This is a genomic window from Paenibacillus sp. V4I3 (genome assembly GCF_030817215.1).
In the GTDB taxonomy this organism is placed as follows: Bacteria; Bacillota; Bacilli; order Paenibacillales; family NBRC-103111; genus Paenibacillus_E.
The window spans coordinates 629,048-647,134 of sequence record NZ_JAUSZA010000001.1 but is presented as its reverse complement, the minus strand read 5'-3'; the positions used below and the strand labels follow the sequence as shown (position 1 = coordinate 647,134).

Here is an 18,087-nt window from a genome sequence, read left to right as displayed (position 1 = left end):
GGATACGGATATGAATATTCAAGAACTGCTGAATGAACAAAGCATTTTGATCCCATTGGAAGCAACAAGCAAAGAAGAATGCATGCAATCTATGATCGACGGACTTGCAGCCGCTGGCTGTATTACGGATAAGGCAGCATACCTGGAGGCGGTTTTGAAGCGGGAAGAAACCGGCTCGACGGGTATAGGCTTTGGGGTGGCTATTCCTCACGGGAAGTCGAACGGAGTCAGTAAGCCGGGCGTTGCTTTTGCCAAGTTAACACAACCTCTTGATTGGAAATCACTAGATGATCAGCCTGTAAGCATCGTCTTTATGATCGCCGTACCGGAAGCCGCCGCAGGTAATGAGCATCTGCAAATTTTAATCGCTCTCTCCCGTAAGCTGATTCATGAGGAGTTTCGTGAAAGCTTGTTGAAAGTGACCGAAGCGCAGCAATTAATAACGATTCTACAAACCATCTAAGAGGAGAAGAAAATCATGATTTCAAAAGAACTTACGATCCGGAACGATTCCGGCTTTCATATTCGCCCAGCCCAACTGTTTACGGAAAAAGCGGCATCTTTTCAATCAACTGTAAAGCTTGAATATAAGAATGAACCTAATATCGCGATCATAGACGGGAAAAGTATCCTTGGTCTTATGACGCTTGGGTTGGAGAAGGGATCGGTCATTACCCTGACAACAGAAGGACCGGATGAACAAGCAGCGCTGGATGCTTTGGCTGAATTGGTGGAAAGTGGCTTTGGAGAAGTATAAGAGCTGCTTATAGCAGCTTGAGGGATAGGAGATGCTAGCATGACGGAGAGAGTACTGCAAGGACTAGGGGTATCCGCTGGCATTCGCACAGGGAAAGCATTCGTTTACGCTCCAGTGCGACTAACTGACGTGGAGAAAAAGAAAACGCAAGATGCCACCGCTGAGGTTGAACGGCTTCGGGAAGCTAAGGCTGCTTGCCAGGCAGAACTGCAAGTTTTGATTGAGAAGGCGCAGCGTACACTTGGGGAAGAAAAGGCTGTGATTCTGAAAGGGCAGATCAGCTTTTTGCAAGATCCAACCTTTTATCCACCCATGGAGAACTTAATTGTAGGCGAGCAGTGGACAGCAGAAAGCGCGATTCATCAAGTTGTCACGCAGATTGCTGCTCTGTTCGAAAGTATGAAGAATGAATATATGCGGGAGCGCGCGGCAGATGTTCGCGATGTAGGAAACAGGATGTTCGCTCAGCTATGTGAACGCAAAGGAACACAGCTGTCCGATATTGGAGAGCCTGTCATTCTCGTAGCGGATGATCTGACACCTTCCGATACGGTCCAGTTGGACAAAAATTTGGTGCTCGGGTTTGTCACTCGTATAGGCGGTAAGACTTCCCACACCGCTATTTTGGCCAATTCATTAGGGATCGCAGCAATCTTAGGATTGGGGGATGGGATTGATCAGATTCAGCATGGAGATGAGCTTCTTATTGATGGCTCGACTGGAAATTGTATCTTAAACCCATCGGTGCCAACCAAAGAATCCTACTACGATCTCATGCAGCGTGATGAAGAAGAGAAGGCCGAGCTGCTGGCCTATGTGGAACGGGACGCTGTCACGAAGGACGGCTTCCGTGTGGAACTAGCTGCAAACATCGGTACGGTGGAAGAATCGGCAAGCCTGCTAAGCCAAGGGGCTGAAGCGGTAGGACTTTACCGTACAGAGTTTTTATTTATGGGACAATCTCAGATGCCTGACGAGGAAACCCAATATAAGGCTTACCGGCAAGTAGCAGAAGCAATGAAGGGACGTCCTGTTGTTATTCGTACGCTCGATATTGGTGGCGATAAGGAGCTTCCTTATCTGGATTTGCCGAAGGAGATGAATCCCTTTCTTGGCTACCGAGCCATTCGACTTTGTCTGGACCGTAAGGAGCTGCTTGTTACCCAGCTTCGTGCGATTTTGCGAGCGGGAGTTCACGGTGATGTGAAAATCATGTTTCCGATGATTTCGGGTATGGAAGAATGGCGTCAGGCCAAAGAAATCTATGAGCAGACTCGCGAACAGCTTAGCCAAGAAGGAATCCTTTATGCGGATTCTGTAGAATTGGGAATTATGATTGAAATTCCGTCAGCAGCATTGCTCGCTTCCAGATTTGCCAAGGAAGTAGACTTCTTCAGCATCGGGACGAACGATCTTGTGCAGTACACGGTTGCTGTCGATCGTATGAATGAGAAGGTAGCTTATTTATACGATTATTTCCATCCCGCCGTCATTCGACTGATCAAGACGGTTATCGATGCTTCTAATGCTGTAGGCAAATGGAGTGGAATGTGCGGTAGTATGGCAGGTGACCCGATTGCTGCACCGCTATTGCTCGGCTTAGGTCTGCATGAATGGAGTATGGCGGCTTCATCGCTTTCTAAGGTGAAGAAAGTCATTACGGATTTGAACCATAGCGATTGCGAGGCATTAGTTGAAAGGATTTTGGAGATGGACACGGCGGCCGAGGTTAGAGAGGCACTGCAGGCGTTTAAGCCATAATTAACGAAAGACCGTCAGGGTGTCCCTGACGGTCTTTCGTTGGTTCTACACTTAGTTAAGCGTCACATAGCTTGTTACTTTTTCACCTGTTGAGGTAACCGCGGTTAATTCGAAGGAAGTCACATTCCCAGTTACACGTACGGTACCGTCTGGATCGATACTAACGGTTCCAACAGCTCCGACAGCAGCATTTCCTTTGATATCATTCGTGATGAAAAGGGTGCCTAGTGCGAAATTATAGCCTTTAATGTCCGCAGTTTTATACGTAATACCGTAGTTATCAGTGATGGTAAGGTCCATTGCCGAATAAGCATTGAAGCTATAAACGCCCCCTGTTACCGTCATTACCGTCTTATCAATGGAAGTTTGTCCTGCTTTTATTTCCTTGGCAGTGATCGCGTCGTTTTTAACCGTGACAGTAACGTGTAATTGCTTTGCCTCGCCATTTCCAATTTGGACAAGGACACTGATGTCTGCAGTTCCTGGCTTGTTGCCTAGAACGTAAGCATGATGGTCAGAAGTAAGACCTACTTTAGCAATACTAGAATCAGAGGAATGAACGGATTGAACAACTCCAGGGATAGCAATGGGATCTCCACTAGCGGATGTCACTTTAATTTCAATTTCTTTAGCTAATTTACTGAGCGTTGGATCTTCAGCAGTTATTTTGTTAACTAGACCGTTTGATCCTGTTGCTGCATCTGTTAGACCGCTATCGAGCACACTAGCTAGTGTATAGGTGCCGTTAATCGAAATGTTCCCTGCGCTAGGAGCTGTAACGCTAAAGCTGCCAGTTGTTGTTTGGACAGTGGAAGCATCGAGTCCGCCAAGCGTTACTGTGTAATCGCCCGCAGCGAGCGCAAGAGTAGCCGTTAATGTTACCGATTGACCATCACTAGCCCACTCTGTGGTTGTAGGGACGACAGTTGAACCATTTTTCAAAGTGAGCGTTGCTTTGCTAACATCCACTTTTTTATTGAAAGTAACTTGAACCTTCTTATTGTCGGAAGAAGAGGCTTGTGTTTTCGTAATCGAAATGCGTGTTTGATCCCCGAAAACTTGCTGAGCTGTGTAAGAGCTTAGAACAAGGTCAGCGCGATTGGCAGGCTGGTCGCCAGATTTACTAATAGGGTGAATACCAAGTTCTGTTGCTTGTTTCACAGCATCTGCGTACCAAGGTGAGCCTGTCATGGAAATCTTTTTGCCTAAACCTTTAAGCAGTACGGTATCCAGCTGAGCTGTTGTTACAGAATCGCCGGGCACGAAAGTGGTGTCTGTAACACCGTCTATGAGGCCTGCTTTTTTGGCTGCTTCAATATAAGGGATAGCCCATCCATTTGCTGCATCATTGGCATTAACATCAGAGAAACTGGACACCTTAACGGCAGGATCAACGGTGATGTTGTAAATCAAAGTGGCTACTTTGGCAAATTGAGCACGAGTCATATTTTGCGTAATGCCAAATGTGTTGTCTGAGACACCTTCAAAAATACCAGCTGCAATCATCGCATCAATCTTAGCTTTAAGCGCGGCATCACTACCGGCCAAATCTGTAAAATCAGCACTTGTTTTGGCTGCAGCGGAAGCTGGAAGAGAAAGTGCAGCTGAAGTAAATAAGGAGAAAGCCATTGCGGCCGTCGCGATCATCGTGAGTTTAGTGGATTTCATAGTACCTCCCAAGGGTTAATTAAATAAATTTTGAATCTAGCAAACTATCGTTCATGTTCTGTTGCTATAACTATACCTTGCATGATGGAGCACGTCATTGTCAAATTCTTGGCAGTCTCGGTAGGAGAGTGCTAAAAAAGTGCGGACGAGTGCAATGAGAATGATAAGTAAACTCAATTACCAACTTTTAATTATTCGCTTTATAAATGTAAGTGTAATGGATATAATTACCTCAGCGCACAAACAAGTGAGGAGGCTGACATCATGGGTAAATGCGCATGCGGAAACACACAAAACACTGAAGGTAACTGCGACGGTTCACACGCTAAAAAAGACAAATAAGTCTTATAAATATAGGTAAAAAAGGACTTCCGCGAATGTTAAATTCGATGAAGTCCTTTTTTTCATGTCGTCTATTAAGAAGGCAAGTTGTACAACGTACAACAATTTCCTTAATTTTTTCTAAGGAAGCTTACCGAGATCTTTTAGGAACATTAAAAGTCACATTGTAAAAAATAGGATGAAAATTCCACTGCTGCCAGGCAAAGTGGGTACGGTATCAGGATTGTTCTTCGGATTGGCCTTTGGTTTAAGCGGGATCGGATCAGCTGTGCTGGGGACGCTGGCGGATGCAACAAGCATTACCTTTGTTATTAAGCTCTGTGCCTTTTTACCGTTAATCGGATTGTTAGCAGCCTTCTTCCGACTGATAAAAAGCTGAATTTGCATGATATTGAGCTGCCGCAAAATGCAGTGAAAGCATGATTCATTGAGGTACAGGAAAAGCTCATAGCTATTAGGACGATGCTTCCAATGTAGGTTTGCAGAGGGTGCTTGGGTCGTGCAACAATAGAGATAGAATAAGCAAAAGGGAGAGAAGTGAGATTCATGGATATAAAAGAAGCGATTCGCCATCGCCGCAGTATCGGGAAGGTCAACCAGGATCCTGTCGACAAACCGCTAATCGAAGAAATCCTTGAAGCAGGCATATGGGCCCCTAACCATTGTCATACAGAGCCATGGAAATTCTGGGTTATGACCGGTGAAGGCAGAAGATTGCTAGGGCGAGGCTACGCGGAGGTTGCCGCTGCAGAAGCAGATCCGACACTTTCTGAGGAGGAGTTATCCAAGCTGAAAAGCGCTCAGGAGAAGAAAGCGTTCCGTGCTCCTGTTGTTATTGCCGTGGCTGTAACACCTTCAGTGAAGCCAATAGTTCCGGAGATCGAGGAATATGCGGCTGCGCATGCCGCTGTGCAGAATATGCTGCTTACAGCGCACGCACTAGGCCTAGGAACGATATGGCGCACGGGTGCACCTACCTATCATCCGAAGATGCGGGAGACGTTCAGTCTAGTGGGAAAAGAGGAGCTGGTCGGATTCATCTACATCGGCTACCCGGACATGGAAATACCGAAGGCAGCACGGGTGCCGTTCGCGCAGAAGACGATTTGGGTAAGCGAATAGCCCCAAATATAAGAAAAGACTATTTTTCACGTGTAACGGTGAAAAATAGTCTTTTTTTTGTCCTTGTTATGACAACGAGAGTGTCATAACTTATTTCTTAAGCGCAACCGCAACCCGCGCGGCCGTTTGCGCGTTGTGGTAAACGAGCGCGATGTTCGTCTCCAAGCTGCGACCTTCGGTCAGCTGTTTGATGCGCGCTAGCAGGAAAGGCGTGACCTTCTTGCCGGTCACGTTTTGATCTTTGGCCTCAGCCAGTGCTTGCTGGATGACGCCTTCGATCGCGAGATGGTCCATCGCGGATTCCGCGGGGACCGGGTTGGCGATGATGGCGCCGCCAGCGAGGCCCAGCTCCCACTTGGTGCGCAGCATGGCCGCAACATCGGCTGCCTCATCGAGACGGAAGTCTACGCCGTAGCCGCTTTCGCGGGCGTAGAAGGACGGGAACTCGCTCGTTTTGTAACCAACCACGGGTACGCCGTGGGTTTCCAAATACTCGAGCGTACGGCCAATATCGAGGATCGACTTCACGCCTGCGCAGACGACAGCGACGTTCGTTTGTGCCAGCTCCGTCAAGTCGGCGGAGACATCCATCGTTACTTCACCTTCGCGGTGAACACCGCCGATACCGCCGGTAGCGAACACTTCGATGCCGGCAAGCGCCGCGCCGATCATCGTTGCAGCAACAGTCGTTGCGCCGATTTTGCCTGATGATAGGATGTAAGGGAAGTCACGACGGCTAACTTTTTCTACATTGGCCGTTGTCGCGAAAGCCTCAAGCTCCTGCTCGTTCAAGCCGATCTTGATTTTGCCATCCATAATACCAACTGTTGCTGGAACGGCGCCGTTGTCGCGGATAATTTGCTCAACTTTTTTAGCCATTTCAATGTTCTGCGGATAAGGCATTCCGTGGGAAATAATCGTTGTCTCCAAGGCTACGATTGGCTTATTGTTCGCGAGAGCATCTTTCACTTCGTCGGTAAATGTCAGGTAGGAAGTATTCATAATAGGGATCAGTCTCCTTTAGTTATGGTTAGTATAGTTTGTTGCAGTCGTTCTTCGGTTAGCTCGCTTGCTACGGATTGATCGGTTTGAAGCGTAATATGTGCCGCAGCGAGACCATAGGAGCAGGCGTCGATATAGGTATGTTGATGCATAACACCATATGCGATACCAGCGACGAGAGCATCGCCTGCGCCGGTTACTTCTACGACTTTGGTAGGAATAGGAGGGAAAAGCTGCTCACCTTCCTCGCCAACATACATGACACCCACGCTGCCGAGTGTAATGAATACGTGTTTCACACCCCGTGCCTGAATAGCTCTAGCCAGCTTGTCGTAATCTTGATCAGTATCTACCGAGGAACCAGCAAGCAGACGGGCTTCTTCAAGGTTAGGGAAGATTGCTGTAACACCATGAAGCTCCTGTGGGAGCTTTTTCGCTTTTTCGGAAGAGACAGGGTCAATGAATAGCGTGATGCCTTCTTCTTTACAGCGCTTAATTAATTCTTGGAGCGTATCCGCAGGCAAATTCGTATCGGCAATGACGAGCTGTGAAGCGGCAATATGGGACCATTTGTCCATCAAAAGCTGGGGTGTACATTTATCGTAAATTTCCATATTGGCAAAAGCCAAAAACATCTCGCCCGAGGCATCGAGCAGTGCCGTGTAGGTACCTGTGTTCTCGCCCTGTAGGACAATCGTTTGGCTGACATCAACACCGCGCTTACGTGTTTCTTCAAGCACCCACTGGCCGGCCTTATCGTCACCGACAACAGTTAGGAGTGCTGTCCGGCAGGATAAACCAGCTAGTGTATCCGCGATATTGCGCGCAACACCGCCGCAGGACTCGGTGACCGTGACCGGATTGGAGGAGGCCAGACGAATGGCCTGCTTGCTGGCCGCTTTACTGTCGAGGTTCGCGCCGCCGATACACATGATGGTTTGCTCATCAGATGTGACATAGGCGCGGCCTCGGATCGTACCTTTCTTGGTCAACGCAGCAATATAGCCGGCAACAGCAGATCGGGAAATACCTATGACACTGGCAATTTCAATTTGGGAAATGAATGGATTTTGACGTATGAGTGCTAAAATTTGCTGTTCACGATCCATGAAAAGCTCCTTTCAAACGAATAACTGCCTTTAGTTTAACGCAAACAAAAACAAATGTCTATTGTATAAACAAATGTCCGTAAACAATCTGACGAAACAGAAAAAAGCCTTCCCCTATACCAGGAACAAGGCTCTTAAACCAATCCTCATATTTCACACTAAGAAGTCCGGGAACGTTTGCGGAGTCCGAGCAGTCCGAGCAAACCAAGCAGACCGAGGTAATTCCACCAGGGCGGAGCTTCGTCGTTCGCTCCACTTGCTGCCTGGGCATGGACAGTTAAAGTCTTCATCGACGTTGGCGGTGTAAGTCCATATGCAGCTGCATGACTATTCATACTGCCCATTGTACGCAAATTTCCATCCGCACCAGGCATGCCGAAAGGATTCGTGTCAAAGAAAGTTGGTGAGCCTTGTTTGGCAGCTTCCCTACTATCTGCTTGCGAAATCATTTGCTGGTCAGGAGAATGCATACGATGATACTGATGAGCCCCAAGGAGGGCTGTGATTGACAAAAAAGAAACCATCCCCAACTTCATAAATCTAGAAACCATGATCCATACCTCCAAGATTTGTTGAATGGGTTCTGTAAGTGTAGGTATGGATATATTCCCCTATGTGCAAGAACTTATGCTGCTTTCTGTAAAATTGAAAAAAAACCGTTGTTCCCCAATTTGGGAACAACGGTTTCATTGGTATTACTTCGTAACTGTCACTTGTACGGTCGTTCTCATGTTGGAATACGTGACCGTAATTCTAGCAGTCCCTTTACCGGTTGCACGGATGATACCATCCTTCACATCAGCAATCATGATGTTCGATGACGTCCATAGAGCAGGCTTGGTTACATCTTCTTCAGACCCGTCTGTGTAGGTAGCCAACGCCTCAATCTTAGCTGTTTTGCCTTCTTGCAGCTCGATTTTGACGCTATCTGTTTTCAAATATTTCAGTGAATCGATTTCGACGGGAATAGCGACCATTTTGCCGCCGAAGGACCCGGTGATCGTTGTTTTACCTGAAGCAGTTGCTGTGAAAAGCCCATCCGTAACGGTTCCTAGCTTGTAGGCCATGACTTTCCAGGTTGCTGTTTCTGTGACATCTTTGGTAGTGCCGTCGGCTAAAGTAGCGGTTAATTTCACTTGAACTTGATCGCCGCTTTTGGTGACGATGAAAGATTTATCAGCGACTAGTGTCTGAATCACACCGATTTCAACCGGAATGGATACACTTTTACCGCCATAAGTTGCCGTTATGGTTGCTTTACCTCGGGAAACTGGTGTTACAACACCCTTGGATACTAGCGCGATGGTGCTGCTGCTTGATTTCCACTCAGCCTCATTAGTTACAGTGCGAGCTGCGCCGCTTGCATCTGTAGCCGTCAGTACGATGGATCTTGTTTCATTTAAGTCAAAAACTAAATTGGCGACATTCGCCGATAGATCACTGGCCATATCGACTTGGACTGTTATGGTCACAGTCTTACTATCCAGCTGAGCGGTCAGGGTGGCTTCTCCTGAAGCTACAGCTTTCACTTTACCCCCGTCAACAGTGGCTACTTTGACGTTGCTGCTTGTCCAAATGACATCTGCGGCTGCGTTACTGTTTTTTGTATCATCTGTATATATAGCTTCTGCTGTTAAATTAACCGTATCGTCTTTTTTCATAACGAGCTTTTCTTGGCTGACCGTTAGACTCTTTAATACGCCTACCGATACTTGAATGACGGTTGTACGTGTACCGTATTTGGCTGTGATCGTTGTTGCGCCAGTAGCGATACCTGTAATGTCTCCGCTGCGAGCTTCGGCGATATCTTTGGAGCCGGTCGTCCATTCTGCCAGGGATGTGACATCCAATTCTCTGTTGTCTTTGAAATAAGCGGTCAACGTGACTTTATCGGACCCGCCTTTTTGTAAATTAACGGCTTTTTTACTTGCTTTGATGGTCGTAGGGATATCGACTTCGACTTTGGTTGTCGTTGTTTTGCCACCGTATTTCGCGGTTATAGTGGCTTCACCGGATTTATAAGCTTTAACTAAACCTTTACTGACAAATGCAACGGCGTCGTTATCCACGCTCCAAGCCGCGCTATCTGCGATGGTATTATCGCTTGTACCATCGGCATAAGTAGCCGTCAGAGTAAGGGCAGGAAGCACTTGACCTACTTGCATAGAGAGAAGGTCGGTACTAACGACTAAACGGCGAGGAACTTCAACGTCAACGTTAGCCGTAATCACTTTATCGCCGTACTTGGCATAAATCGTCGCTTCACCTATGGATATGGCAGTTAGCTTACCTTTGGTGACTTGGACGATATCTTCATCACTCGAAGCCCATTCGGCTCGATCTGTAAAGTCAACGGGTGTAGCGCTGTCGATGTAGGTAGCTTCTAATTTCAGATCTTTAATGGCATTTTTCTTCATTAAGACATTTGGTTGATCTAATGTGAGTTTCAACGTACTGTCCACATCAACTTTAACCGTTGTCGACTTAGTACCGTATGTGGCAGTTAAATTAGCTGTACCTACACCGTAACCTTTAACTGAACCATTAATTACATCAGCAACGTTCGGTTTGTCAGTGGTCCATACGGCTTTGGCGGATACGTCTGCGTCTGTACCATCTGGGTACGTAGCGTTCAGTACGATCGGTTCTGTTCCGTTAAGAAGTAGGGATATACTGGACTTCACAGCATCAATACGCCTTACAACTTCAACATCGACTGGCAATGTCAGGGATTGATTCATGTATTTAATCGTAATCGTTGCACTGCCGGGATTTTGTCCCTTCACTAATCCATTCGTTACCGTCACAATAGAGCTCGTATCAACGGTGTAATCAGCCTTGCTCGTTACATCTTCGGAAGTGCCGTCATCGTAAAAAGCTGTAATCTTAACTTGATCAGTCGCATTAAGGCGAAGAGCCAGGGACTGTTTATCTTTGGTTAACGATTTTACCTTTTTGGTAACATCAACGTTAACGATTACGGTCTTACCCATATACGTGGCAGTTATTACGGCCTTGCCTTCTTTTTTGGCTGTCACCACACCCGCATAGACGGAGGCAACATCGGTTGAACCTGAATTCCAATCGGTTTTGACGGTTGCATTCTCGGTGGAGCCGCTTACGAAGATGGCGGTTGCTGTCAGATTGGCTGTATCTCCGACTTGCAAGGCAAGCTCGTTTTTATTCAGGACGAGTTTAGAAATCTCATCAGCTGCAAAAGCGGTTCCTGTTACTAAGGATTGCGTAGCTAGAATAAAGATAAATACCAAGGATAACCACTTGCTTTGTCTGGACTTCATTGCTCTGATTCCCTCCGATTATGTTCCTCAATGATTATGTATATGAAAATTATGGAACCTGTTTATTATCGGAATCTAGAGGCTGAAAGTGAATACTTTTCACAATAAATTCCCAAATACATCCATGGACTAATAGTTTTAAATTCCACAATTGCCAGCAAGTTTGTGCGCCAGATTACTGATGAATATAAGTCCAACCTATGCAATTGGTAAAAATTACTTAAGCTTAGACGGGAGGCTGCAAACAAAGGTTGCAGCAAGTTGTTATTCTTTATAGAGGCAGGTCGAGGTTAGAAAAAGGAGGATCCGTCATGGGATCCTCCTTAATAGATAAGCATACTAGTCAATAAGCTTACCTTATTTAGGATAGTTAGCTACGGATCTTTGCTAGCTAAGTGAATTGTGGATTTGCATAATCATTCGGTAAGTAACTATGCTTCTCTAGCTGACTTGGGGCGTAGATTGCTTTGCATCAAACTTTATAAACACTCTCAACCAAGGACGGGGGAAGCTATTTTTTTTTATTTCTTTATAAGTGCGTCGCTTCCATCCGATGTTATGATCGCTTCACGACTTTGAAATTTTCCTCAAGGAGCAGCCAGTTTTGCGGAAATTTAAGACCAAGCTTCCAGTAACTAATCCCGCGTAAGCCAAGCTCTTTCAACAAGCGGAATTTCGCTTGAATGGAGCGTGCGTCTTCGAACCAGACTGTGTGCTCCTTGCCAGCATCGTCCCAGTAGTTGAAGTGCGGGGCTTGCGCCGTGTAATCGTATAGGATCTGCGCATTATACTTGCGGGCCAGATCAATAGCCGCTTGCGGAGAGACGGCCTTTGCAAAGGCGCCCCCTGGGACATAGGGCAGCGTCCAGTCGTAGCCGTACAGATTTTGGCCCATCATGACTTTGGATGCGGGCATCTCGCTTATGGCGTACTCCAGCACTTTGCGCACGGGACCGATGGGGGAGACGGCCATAGGGGGGCCGCCGCTGTAGCCCCACTCGTACGTCATGATGACGACGAAATCGGCGATCTGGCCATGCGCTCTGTAATCATGCGCAGAGTACCAGGCGCCAGCTTGAGCGGCGCTTGTTTTCGGCGCGAGCGCCGTGGACATCAAGTAGCCCTCTTGATGGAGTTGTGCCGCCGCTTTCCGAAGGAAGCGTGTGTAGGCGTCACGATCATCGGGGAACAGATGCTCAATGTCGAAATGGATATCGCGGAATCCATATTGTTTGGCGGTGCTTTTAATGGTCTGAAGCAGACGATTCTGAACGGTGTCGTCGGTGAGGATAATATGTCCGAGCTCAGCGCTGAATTGGTCATGTTCGAGATTGGTCACAACCATCATCAAGGTAACGCCATGCTGTGAGGCAATCCCGCGAAGATCGTCCAACTGTGGGGCTTGGAGGGTGCCGTCCCGATTAATACGGAAGCTGAATGGAGCTAAGTACGTAAGATGAGGGGCGGCTTCCTTGGCGGATTGAATGAGAACGGGCGATACGTCAGTCCCGCGAGGCTCTAAATAAGCATTAACTTCTGCCTGCGTACGAGGGGTTGGTGGAATATAGAGCCGAAAGCCAACAGGTAAAGATTGATACATGGTTAGTCTATTGACGGAGGCGAGAGTCTGCAGGTCGATTCCGAGCTTTCGGGCAATCAAATAGAGCCCTTCACCGGGCTGTACCCAGTAGTACGAGCCAACAATCGGAATGACCAATGCCTGTCCGATGACCAGGGATTGGCTTGGGGTCATCTCATTGGCTGTTGTGATCGTATCCACCGACACTCCATACGTTTGCGCAATGCGGTATAACGTCTGTCCCTTCTGGACAACGTGGATTTGCATAGGGTTCCTCCCTTTCTTCGTAAGCAAAGGCGTGATATCCGAGCCTACTTTTTCTTTACCTTATTCGAAGGGAAGGAGATGGGTGTATGTCTACTGGAAAAAGCAAAGAACTCGATTGACATCCTTGCCTCGCTGCGGCAGGGAGAATCGAGTTCTTGCGATAAAGATTATAGACCTTGCTGCCTCAGGAGCTGAGCGGTCATTGCCGGATGCGAGATAGGGAAGTGGTGAGAAGCCGCTATCTCCACCGTGCGGGCGGAGCGAAAGCGCTCCGGCAGGTGGTACGCCCGATCCTGGGTTCCCCACAGGATCGACGCCTCACCCAGCAGCAGCGCACCCGGCTGCAGCTGGGTGAAGCTCTCTGCGCGCGTCAGCGCAGAGAGGGTCTCCGCAGTCGTCTTCCGCACACGCGGCGACTGCAGCTCGGCCAGGACATAAGTGACATACGCGGGCGGTATGTCACTTATGTCCGTGAAGCAGCTCTGCGCCTGAAGCTGCTTCCGCAAGCTGGGCGCACGCAGCATGCGCAGCGCGGCTTCGTTGATTCGCGCGCTGCGGTATCTCCGCGCAGCGCTGTGCAAAGCAGGCTGCAGCAGATGCAGCCTGTGGATTTGTTCCGGTACGCGAGCGTAGGCGTGGGCGGCGAGCAGTCCGCCCAGCGAGTGCCCCACGAGCGTAACCGGGGTCTCGAAAGCCCGAATCGCCTGGACAAGCGATTCGATATGCCCTTCTATCACATCCGCACCGTGGTGATAGGGCGAACGGCCGAAGCCTGGGAGATCGACCAGGCAGACGGAAAACTCAGGGAATTGCTCGGCCAGCGGAAGCAAGCAATCGGCTCCGCTTAGAGTGCCGTGAACGAACAGGATCGGAGGCTTCCCTTTGGCTGATCCCGCCCGTTCCAGTGTGGCCAAAGGCCCTCTTTTACCCCGTATATATCCATCTGCCTGAGAGTGCGAATGAACGAGACGAAAATCGAGATCTGAGATGGTATAGGGCATAATCGAGGAGTTTATCGCGTGCTCCAATCCGTACTTTCGCTGCATGTCTTGTGAGGCAGTTAGTGGATAAGCCTGATTGACGTTTACGATAAAATCGAGGGATTCCTTAGGAATTCCGATTTTCCGTCCAAGATGACTCCCAAGAATCTTTGACAACCATTTAGGTGAGATCGCTCCCCATGGATTACTGACACGAAGTTCCTTGGCTATGCCCGACACGAGCTCTGTCATCGAGGGACTTTGCTTCTTCTCATCCAGTAAGTAGTAGGTTTGGCTAACGGGATTCGATTCCTTCGCCAGAGCGCTAATGAACTCAGCAGCGTGATTGACATGAAAGAGGGGCAGCCAATGGGAGTTACCACCGGGTGTAATACTCATCAACTTGCGTGCGGTGGCCCGCACGAGAATACCGAGTCCTCCTGTTTGCGGGGTGTCCCCGTGCTTTGAGCTGCCAATTAGAACGCTTGGATGGACGACAGATAGAGGAAAATTTAGCTGCTTCGCTCCTTGGCGAATGCGCAAATCAGCTAGAAATTTCATAAGCTCGTAAGGAGATTCCTGCTCTAAACTAGCGATAATAGGTGCTGGATTGTGGAAATTATCCTCTGTAAAGGGACTTTTAAAGCCGACAATATGGATGAAATGCTGCAAACCTTTACGCGTTTGAATTTGCGAAGCCAAACTTAGCAATTCCTCGGCGGCTTGCAGGAAAACCGCACGGGCCTCAGACTCCCCGATCCGAATATCCATCGGCCCACCCGCGTGAATGATTACATCTGCCGTTAGCACTGACGCCATGGCAGGTGCGTTTAATCCAAGGCCGGGTAAGCTTAAATCTCCTATAACCGGGGAAAATCGCTCATTTCCCACGCTAGTTTCCCTCTGACCATCACCGCTGAGCCAACCTAATTGCTTGCGGATCTGCTCCCATCGAGCTTTGGAACGAACGAGCACCGAAACGGTATGATCCTCACGAGATAGCTGCTCTAACGTATACGAACCTATGAACCCAGTACCGCCTGTAATGAAAATATGTGCCATCTAATTGCCTGCCCTTCATTATTTTTTTAGTACTAAATAGTACTAATGATGATTAAAAAAATTACTTTAGCAACAAGGCTAAAGTAGAAAGAGTTTGACTCAACATAGCTGGGTCTTGGCTTGCATGCTGCAGGAACAGCCCGCCTTCTATCGTCGAAACGATCAATTGAGCCGTGGCTTTTGTCGGTAGGGTGGATGAAAACTCCTTGTTATGAACACCCTCGATGAGCAGGGCTTCCACCGTAAGCATTTGGTCCCGGAAAAAAACGCTCACTTTCTCCCGTAGTACATTTGCATCCTGCGGCATCTGTGTGTACAGAGTGAGAAACGGGCATCCGCCTAAGGAAGTCCATTCAAGTCCTGTCAGCACTTGTAAGAGAGCAGTGAAGCGCTCCTGCACACTTAATCCCGAACGTGACACGGTCTCCTGAATCATCTCGTTATAGGTGTGTATTAGTTGTTCGAGAATTGCGGTCAACAGGTCTTCTTTACGTTTGAAATAATAATAAATGTTCGTTTTGGACACTTTGCTCACTGCAACGATTTCGTCCATGCTGGTTGCTAAATAGCCTTTTGTCAGGAACAAGTCCGTTGCCACTTGAATCACAAGATCACGGTTGGTTAATCTCTTTTCCTTTTTCATAAATAGTACTATAGGGTACTAAAAATCAATTGTCAAATCCGATATGTATATCTTACATGCGAAAGAAGATAATAGCATTATTGGAAACTGATTCTTAAGGATGCTGCACATGAGAACCAAGCCTCGCCGTCAAATTGCTTTTGTCAGTGTATTAGGAATTACCCAATTGCATTTGCGCAATCCATTCATTATTGTATGGTGGGCCGCTGCCTTTCCGGGCTTTGGTCATTTACTGCTATCCAAATATTTTCGCGGCTTTATCCTCATTGGATGGGAAATGTTCATTAATACCCAGATGCATTTGAACGAAGCGATCGTCTACACCTTCACTGGTCAATTCGAGAAAGCCAATGAAGTGCTAAATATTCGGTGGATGTCACTCTATGTGCCAGTTTATTTATTTGCGATCTACGACAGCTATCGAACCTCCGTGGATTTGAATCATCAATTTATTTTGGCCAAAAGGGAGAATGCTCCGGTTGATTCTTTTAAAATGTCGGGTATGGAAATTAACTACCTAGATAAACGCTCGCCATGGCTAGCGATGGTCTGGTCCTTGTTGATGCCGGGAATGGGACAGCTTTATTCGCATCGGATTATCAATGCTTTTTTTATACTTGTGAGCTGGATTTTGCTCGCCTATTTCTCACATTTGCTCGAAGGAATTCATTATTTACTCATGTGGGACTTAACGCAGTCGGCTAGTGTGGTGAGTATGCATTGGCTTATATTTTTACCTTCTCTTTACGGTTTTTCTGTCTACGATGCTTATGTAAATACGGTCGAATATAACAAGCTATTTGATCATGAGCAGGCTATCTTGCTGCGAGAGGATTATCAGTATCCCCAATTTCCATTTCCTAAATCTTCGCTTCGAAAATGAGGGTGACACCATGCATGTAATAGCATCATTTGAACATTCGATCTATTTGGAGCTGGCGATTACTGCTCTTGAAGAGGCGGGTATACCAAAAGAACACATTTATGCTGTTTCTTTGCAAGGGAGACCCAACAAACCGAAAATGTTCGACACGATCCATCGCTCCGATGGCGTTAGTTTATTTGATGCCGGGACTGCCCTGGCAACGGCGCTCACAGTAATTGGCTCTTCCTATGGCTTTATTTTAAAGGGAGGGGCCATACTTTGGGGCCTTATTGGCGCAGCTGTGGGTTTCATCATTGGAGTCTTAATTGATATTGCTCATAAAAAAAAGAAGAAAGCCAATCTCCCATCCAGAGACAAAATTACGGAAGTTATTGTGCTTGTCGCCTGCATCAAAGAGGAAACCAAGCAAATTCAGGCTGTCTTCTGGGAGCATCATGCCTTTGGTGTAGCCATATGTGAATGAATTTTTGCTGTGTAAAAACCAGAAGAAGACCCGTGCGAGTCAACGCTCGAATGGGTTATTTTTGATGTGTTGGGGTACGGGGAAGGCGGAATCTTACCCCTATTTAGCTATGGAGTTTGCAGAGTTAAGTGAGATTGTGGAGACAATGCATAATCATTTAGTGAGTGACTATGCGTTGGAGTTGTTTGTTGATTGAGTGAGATTGTGGATACGTGCTTAATTATTCAGTAAGTGTCTATGCGTTCTTGGTGTTGGTGGTTTGTGTGGTTGTCTTGTCTGGTTTGTCTGGTTTGTCTTGTTTATTTGATTATTTGATAATTGTTTGTTTAGTGGAAAGTGGGAATTAAGAAGGCAAGTTGTACAACGTACAACATTACCCGGATAAGCCAGAGGAAGCTTTTACGCCTTGAGCAGCGTAATGTGCTTTGCGCCAATTTTACCACACTCCGCCCAAGAACGATGGTGAGCTGTATTTTAAATGCTGAAGCATTCGGGTACTATTGGTAAATAGTACTATCTGGGAGGGGAACTATCTCCTATAATAAGACACAAGAGCAAGACACTAAAGCGTTGCGACAGCAACCACAGGGGGCTTTTGAGATGATGGATAATCGGAGACGGAACACGACAGCATTTACTTTTATGGCTTGGACATCCTTCATTGGGGCATTCCTGGCGATGTTCATCGGGATTTATACATTGGAAGAAGCACTGAGTGTCAAAGGTTACTTCGCAGTATGCGCGTTATTTCTCACGATGTCGGCTTTTGTCTTACAGAAGGTCATTCGTGATAATTTGGAGGATGGCTACGGATCACGCAAACGCAACACAGCGGCTTTCACCTTCTTGGCATGGAGCTCGTTCGCTCTAGCGCTTCTGGGTATGTTTATCGGGATTATTAATCTAGAGCAGTTGCTCTCTGTCAAAGGCTATTACGCTGTTACGGCCTTGTTCCTGACGATGTCCTCCTTTGTTCTCCAAAAAACGGTGCGTGACAACAACGATGATGAGCTCCTGCAACCGGTTGAAAATAAATTCGAAAATAAATTCGAAGAGCTGTAGAACACAGCACTTTACCAAGAAGTTTAGTTCATGGTCGATGAACTAAACTTTTTTCAATTTCTTCCTATATGACTAAAAGGATAGC

15 protein-coding genes and 2 pseudogenes are annotated in these 18,087 nt (G+C 47.2%); 9 read left to right on the top strand and 8 right to left on the bottom strand.

Annotation, left to right across the window (positions count from 1 at the left end; all coding sequences use genetic code 11):
* The first annotated feature begins 10 nt into the window (after positions 1 to 10).
* The 3 genes from QFZ77_RS03055 to ptsP are packed head-to-tail and all read left to right on the top strand — an operon-like array spanning position 11 to position 2,518.
* Positions 11 to 463 carry a PTS sugar transporter subunit IIA gene (locus QFZ77_RS03055; RefSeq protein ID WP_307435983.1) on the top strand — a complete coding sequence of 151 codons (453 nt, stop codon included), beginning with the start codon at positions 11 to 13 and terminating at the stop codon, positions 461 to 463.
* Positions 464 to 478: 15 nt separating this feature from the next.
* On the top strand, positions 479 to 757 hold the full coding sequence (locus QFZ77_RS03050; RefSeq protein ID WP_307435980.1) for an HPr family phosphocarrier protein: 279 nt from the start codon (positions 479 to 481) through the stop codon (positions 755 to 757).
* 39 nt (positions 758 to 796) lie between these two features.
* The gene (gene ptsP / locus QFZ77_RS03045) at positions 797 to 2,518 is read left to right on the top strand and encodes a phosphoenolpyruvate--protein phosphotransferase (RefSeq protein ID WP_307435977.1); all 1,722 of its coding nucleotides are present in this window, start codon (positions 797 to 799) and stop codon (positions 2,516 to 2,518) included.
* 51 nt (positions 2,519 to 2,569) lie between these two features.
* Here the strand turns inward: ptsP and QFZ77_RS03040 are convergent, their stop codons facing one another.
* Positions 2,570 to 4,186 (bottom strand): S-layer homology domain-containing protein, encoded by a 1,617-nt coding sequence (locus tag QFZ77_RS03040; protein WP_307435974.1) that lies wholly within the window; start codon positions 4,184 to 4,186, stop codon positions 2,570 to 2,572.
* A gap of 532 nt (positions 4,187 to 4,718) precedes the next feature.
* On the opposite strand from QFZ77_RS03040, the pseudogene QFZ77_RS38130 reads away from it, so the two are divergent.
* Both QFZ77_RS38130 and QFZ77_RS03030 read left to right on the top strand, forming a co-directional pair.
* A pseudogene (locus tag QFZ77_RS38130) lies at positions 4,719 to 4,951 on the top strand (hypothetical protein); the annotation flags it as partial.
* 123 nt (positions 4,952 to 5,074) lie between these two features.
* On the top strand, positions 5,075 to 5,650 hold the full coding sequence (locus QFZ77_RS03030; protein WP_307435972.1) for a nitroreductase family protein: 576 nt from the start codon (positions 5,075 to 5,077) through the stop codon (positions 5,648 to 5,650).
* A gap of 90 nt (positions 5,651 to 5,740) precedes the next feature.
* On the opposite strand, the gene QFZ77_RS03025 is transcribed toward QFZ77_RS03030, so the two are convergent.
* The 7 genes from QFZ77_RS03025 to QFZ77_RS02995 form a co-directional block, all read right to left on the bottom strand.
* Positions 5,741 to 6,652: a pseudouridine-5'-phosphate glycosidase gene (locus tag QFZ77_RS03025; protein WP_307435970.1), complete on the bottom strand. Its 912-nt coding sequence runs from the start codon at positions 6,650 to 6,652 to the stop codon at positions 5,741 to 5,743.
* A gap of 8 nt (positions 6,653 to 6,660) precedes the next feature.
* The gene (locus QFZ77_RS03020) at positions 6,661 to 7,761 is read right to left on the bottom strand and encodes a carbohydrate kinase (RefSeq protein WP_307435966.1); all 1,101 of its coding nucleotides are present in this window, start codon (positions 7,759 to 7,761) and stop codon (positions 6,661 to 6,663) included.
* A gap of 158 nt (positions 7,762 to 7,919) precedes the next feature.
* On the bottom strand, positions 7,920 to 8,312 hold the full coding sequence (locus QFZ77_RS03015) for a hypothetical protein (RefSeq protein ID WP_307435965.1): 393 nt from the start codon (positions 8,310 to 8,312) through the stop codon (positions 7,920 to 7,922).
* 144 nt (positions 8,313 to 8,456) lie between these two features.
* A complete protein-coding gene (locus QFZ77_RS03010) occupies positions 8,457 to 11,060 on the bottom strand; it encodes an Ig-like domain-containing protein (protein WP_307435963.1) in 2,604 nt (867 codons plus the stop codon).
* Positions 11,061 to 11,616: 556 nt separating this feature from the next.
* Positions 11,617 to 12,906: a glycoside hydrolase family 18 protein gene (locus tag QFZ77_RS03005; RefSeq protein WP_307435960.1), complete on the bottom strand. Its 1,290-nt coding sequence runs from the start codon at positions 12,904 to 12,906 to the stop codon at positions 11,617 to 11,619.
* 167 nt (positions 12,907 to 13,073) lie between these two features.
* On the bottom strand, positions 13,074 to 14,948 hold the full coding sequence (locus tag QFZ77_RS03000) for an alpha/beta fold hydrolase (protein WP_307435957.1): 1,875 nt from the start codon (positions 14,946 to 14,948) through the stop codon (positions 13,074 to 13,076).
* 61 nt (positions 14,949 to 15,009) lie between these two features.
* Positions 15,010 to 15,591, bottom strand: a complete 582-nt coding sequence (locus tag QFZ77_RS02995) for a TetR/AcrR family transcriptional regulator (RefSeq protein ID WP_307435954.1) — start codon at positions 15,589 to 15,591, stop codon at positions 15,010 to 15,012.
* Between the two features lie 109 nt (positions 15,592 to 15,700).
* Between QFZ77_RS02995 and QFZ77_RS02990 the strand changes: the two genes are divergently transcribed.
* The 4 genes and pseudogenes from QFZ77_RS02990 (at position 15,701) to QFZ77_RS02975 (ending at position 18,002) form a co-directional block, all read left to right on the top strand.
* On the top strand, positions 15,701 to 16,474 hold the full coding sequence (locus QFZ77_RS02990; protein ID WP_307435952.1) for a hypothetical protein: 774 nt from the start codon (positions 15,701 to 15,703) through the stop codon (positions 16,472 to 16,474).
* A gap of 10 nt (positions 16,475 to 16,484) precedes the next feature.
* Positions 16,485 to 16,940, top strand: coding sequence for a hypothetical protein (locus QFZ77_RS02985; RefSeq protein ID WP_307435950.1), 456 nt, complete (start codon positions 16,485 to 16,487; stop codon positions 16,938 to 16,940).
* Positions 16,941 to 17,543: 603 nt separating this feature from the next.
* Positions 17,544 to 17,744: pseudogene (locus QFZ77_RS02980) on the top strand (YiaA/YiaB family inner membrane protein); the annotation flags it as partial.
* Positions 17,736 to 18,002, top strand: a complete 267-nt coding sequence (locus tag QFZ77_RS02975) for a YiaA/YiaB family inner membrane protein (protein ID WP_281367747.1) — start codon at positions 17,736 to 17,738, stop codon at positions 18,000 to 18,002. The pseudogene QFZ77_RS02980 and the gene QFZ77_RS02975, both read left to right, overlap by 9 nt.
* Positions 18,003 to 18,087 lie beyond the last annotated feature (85 nt).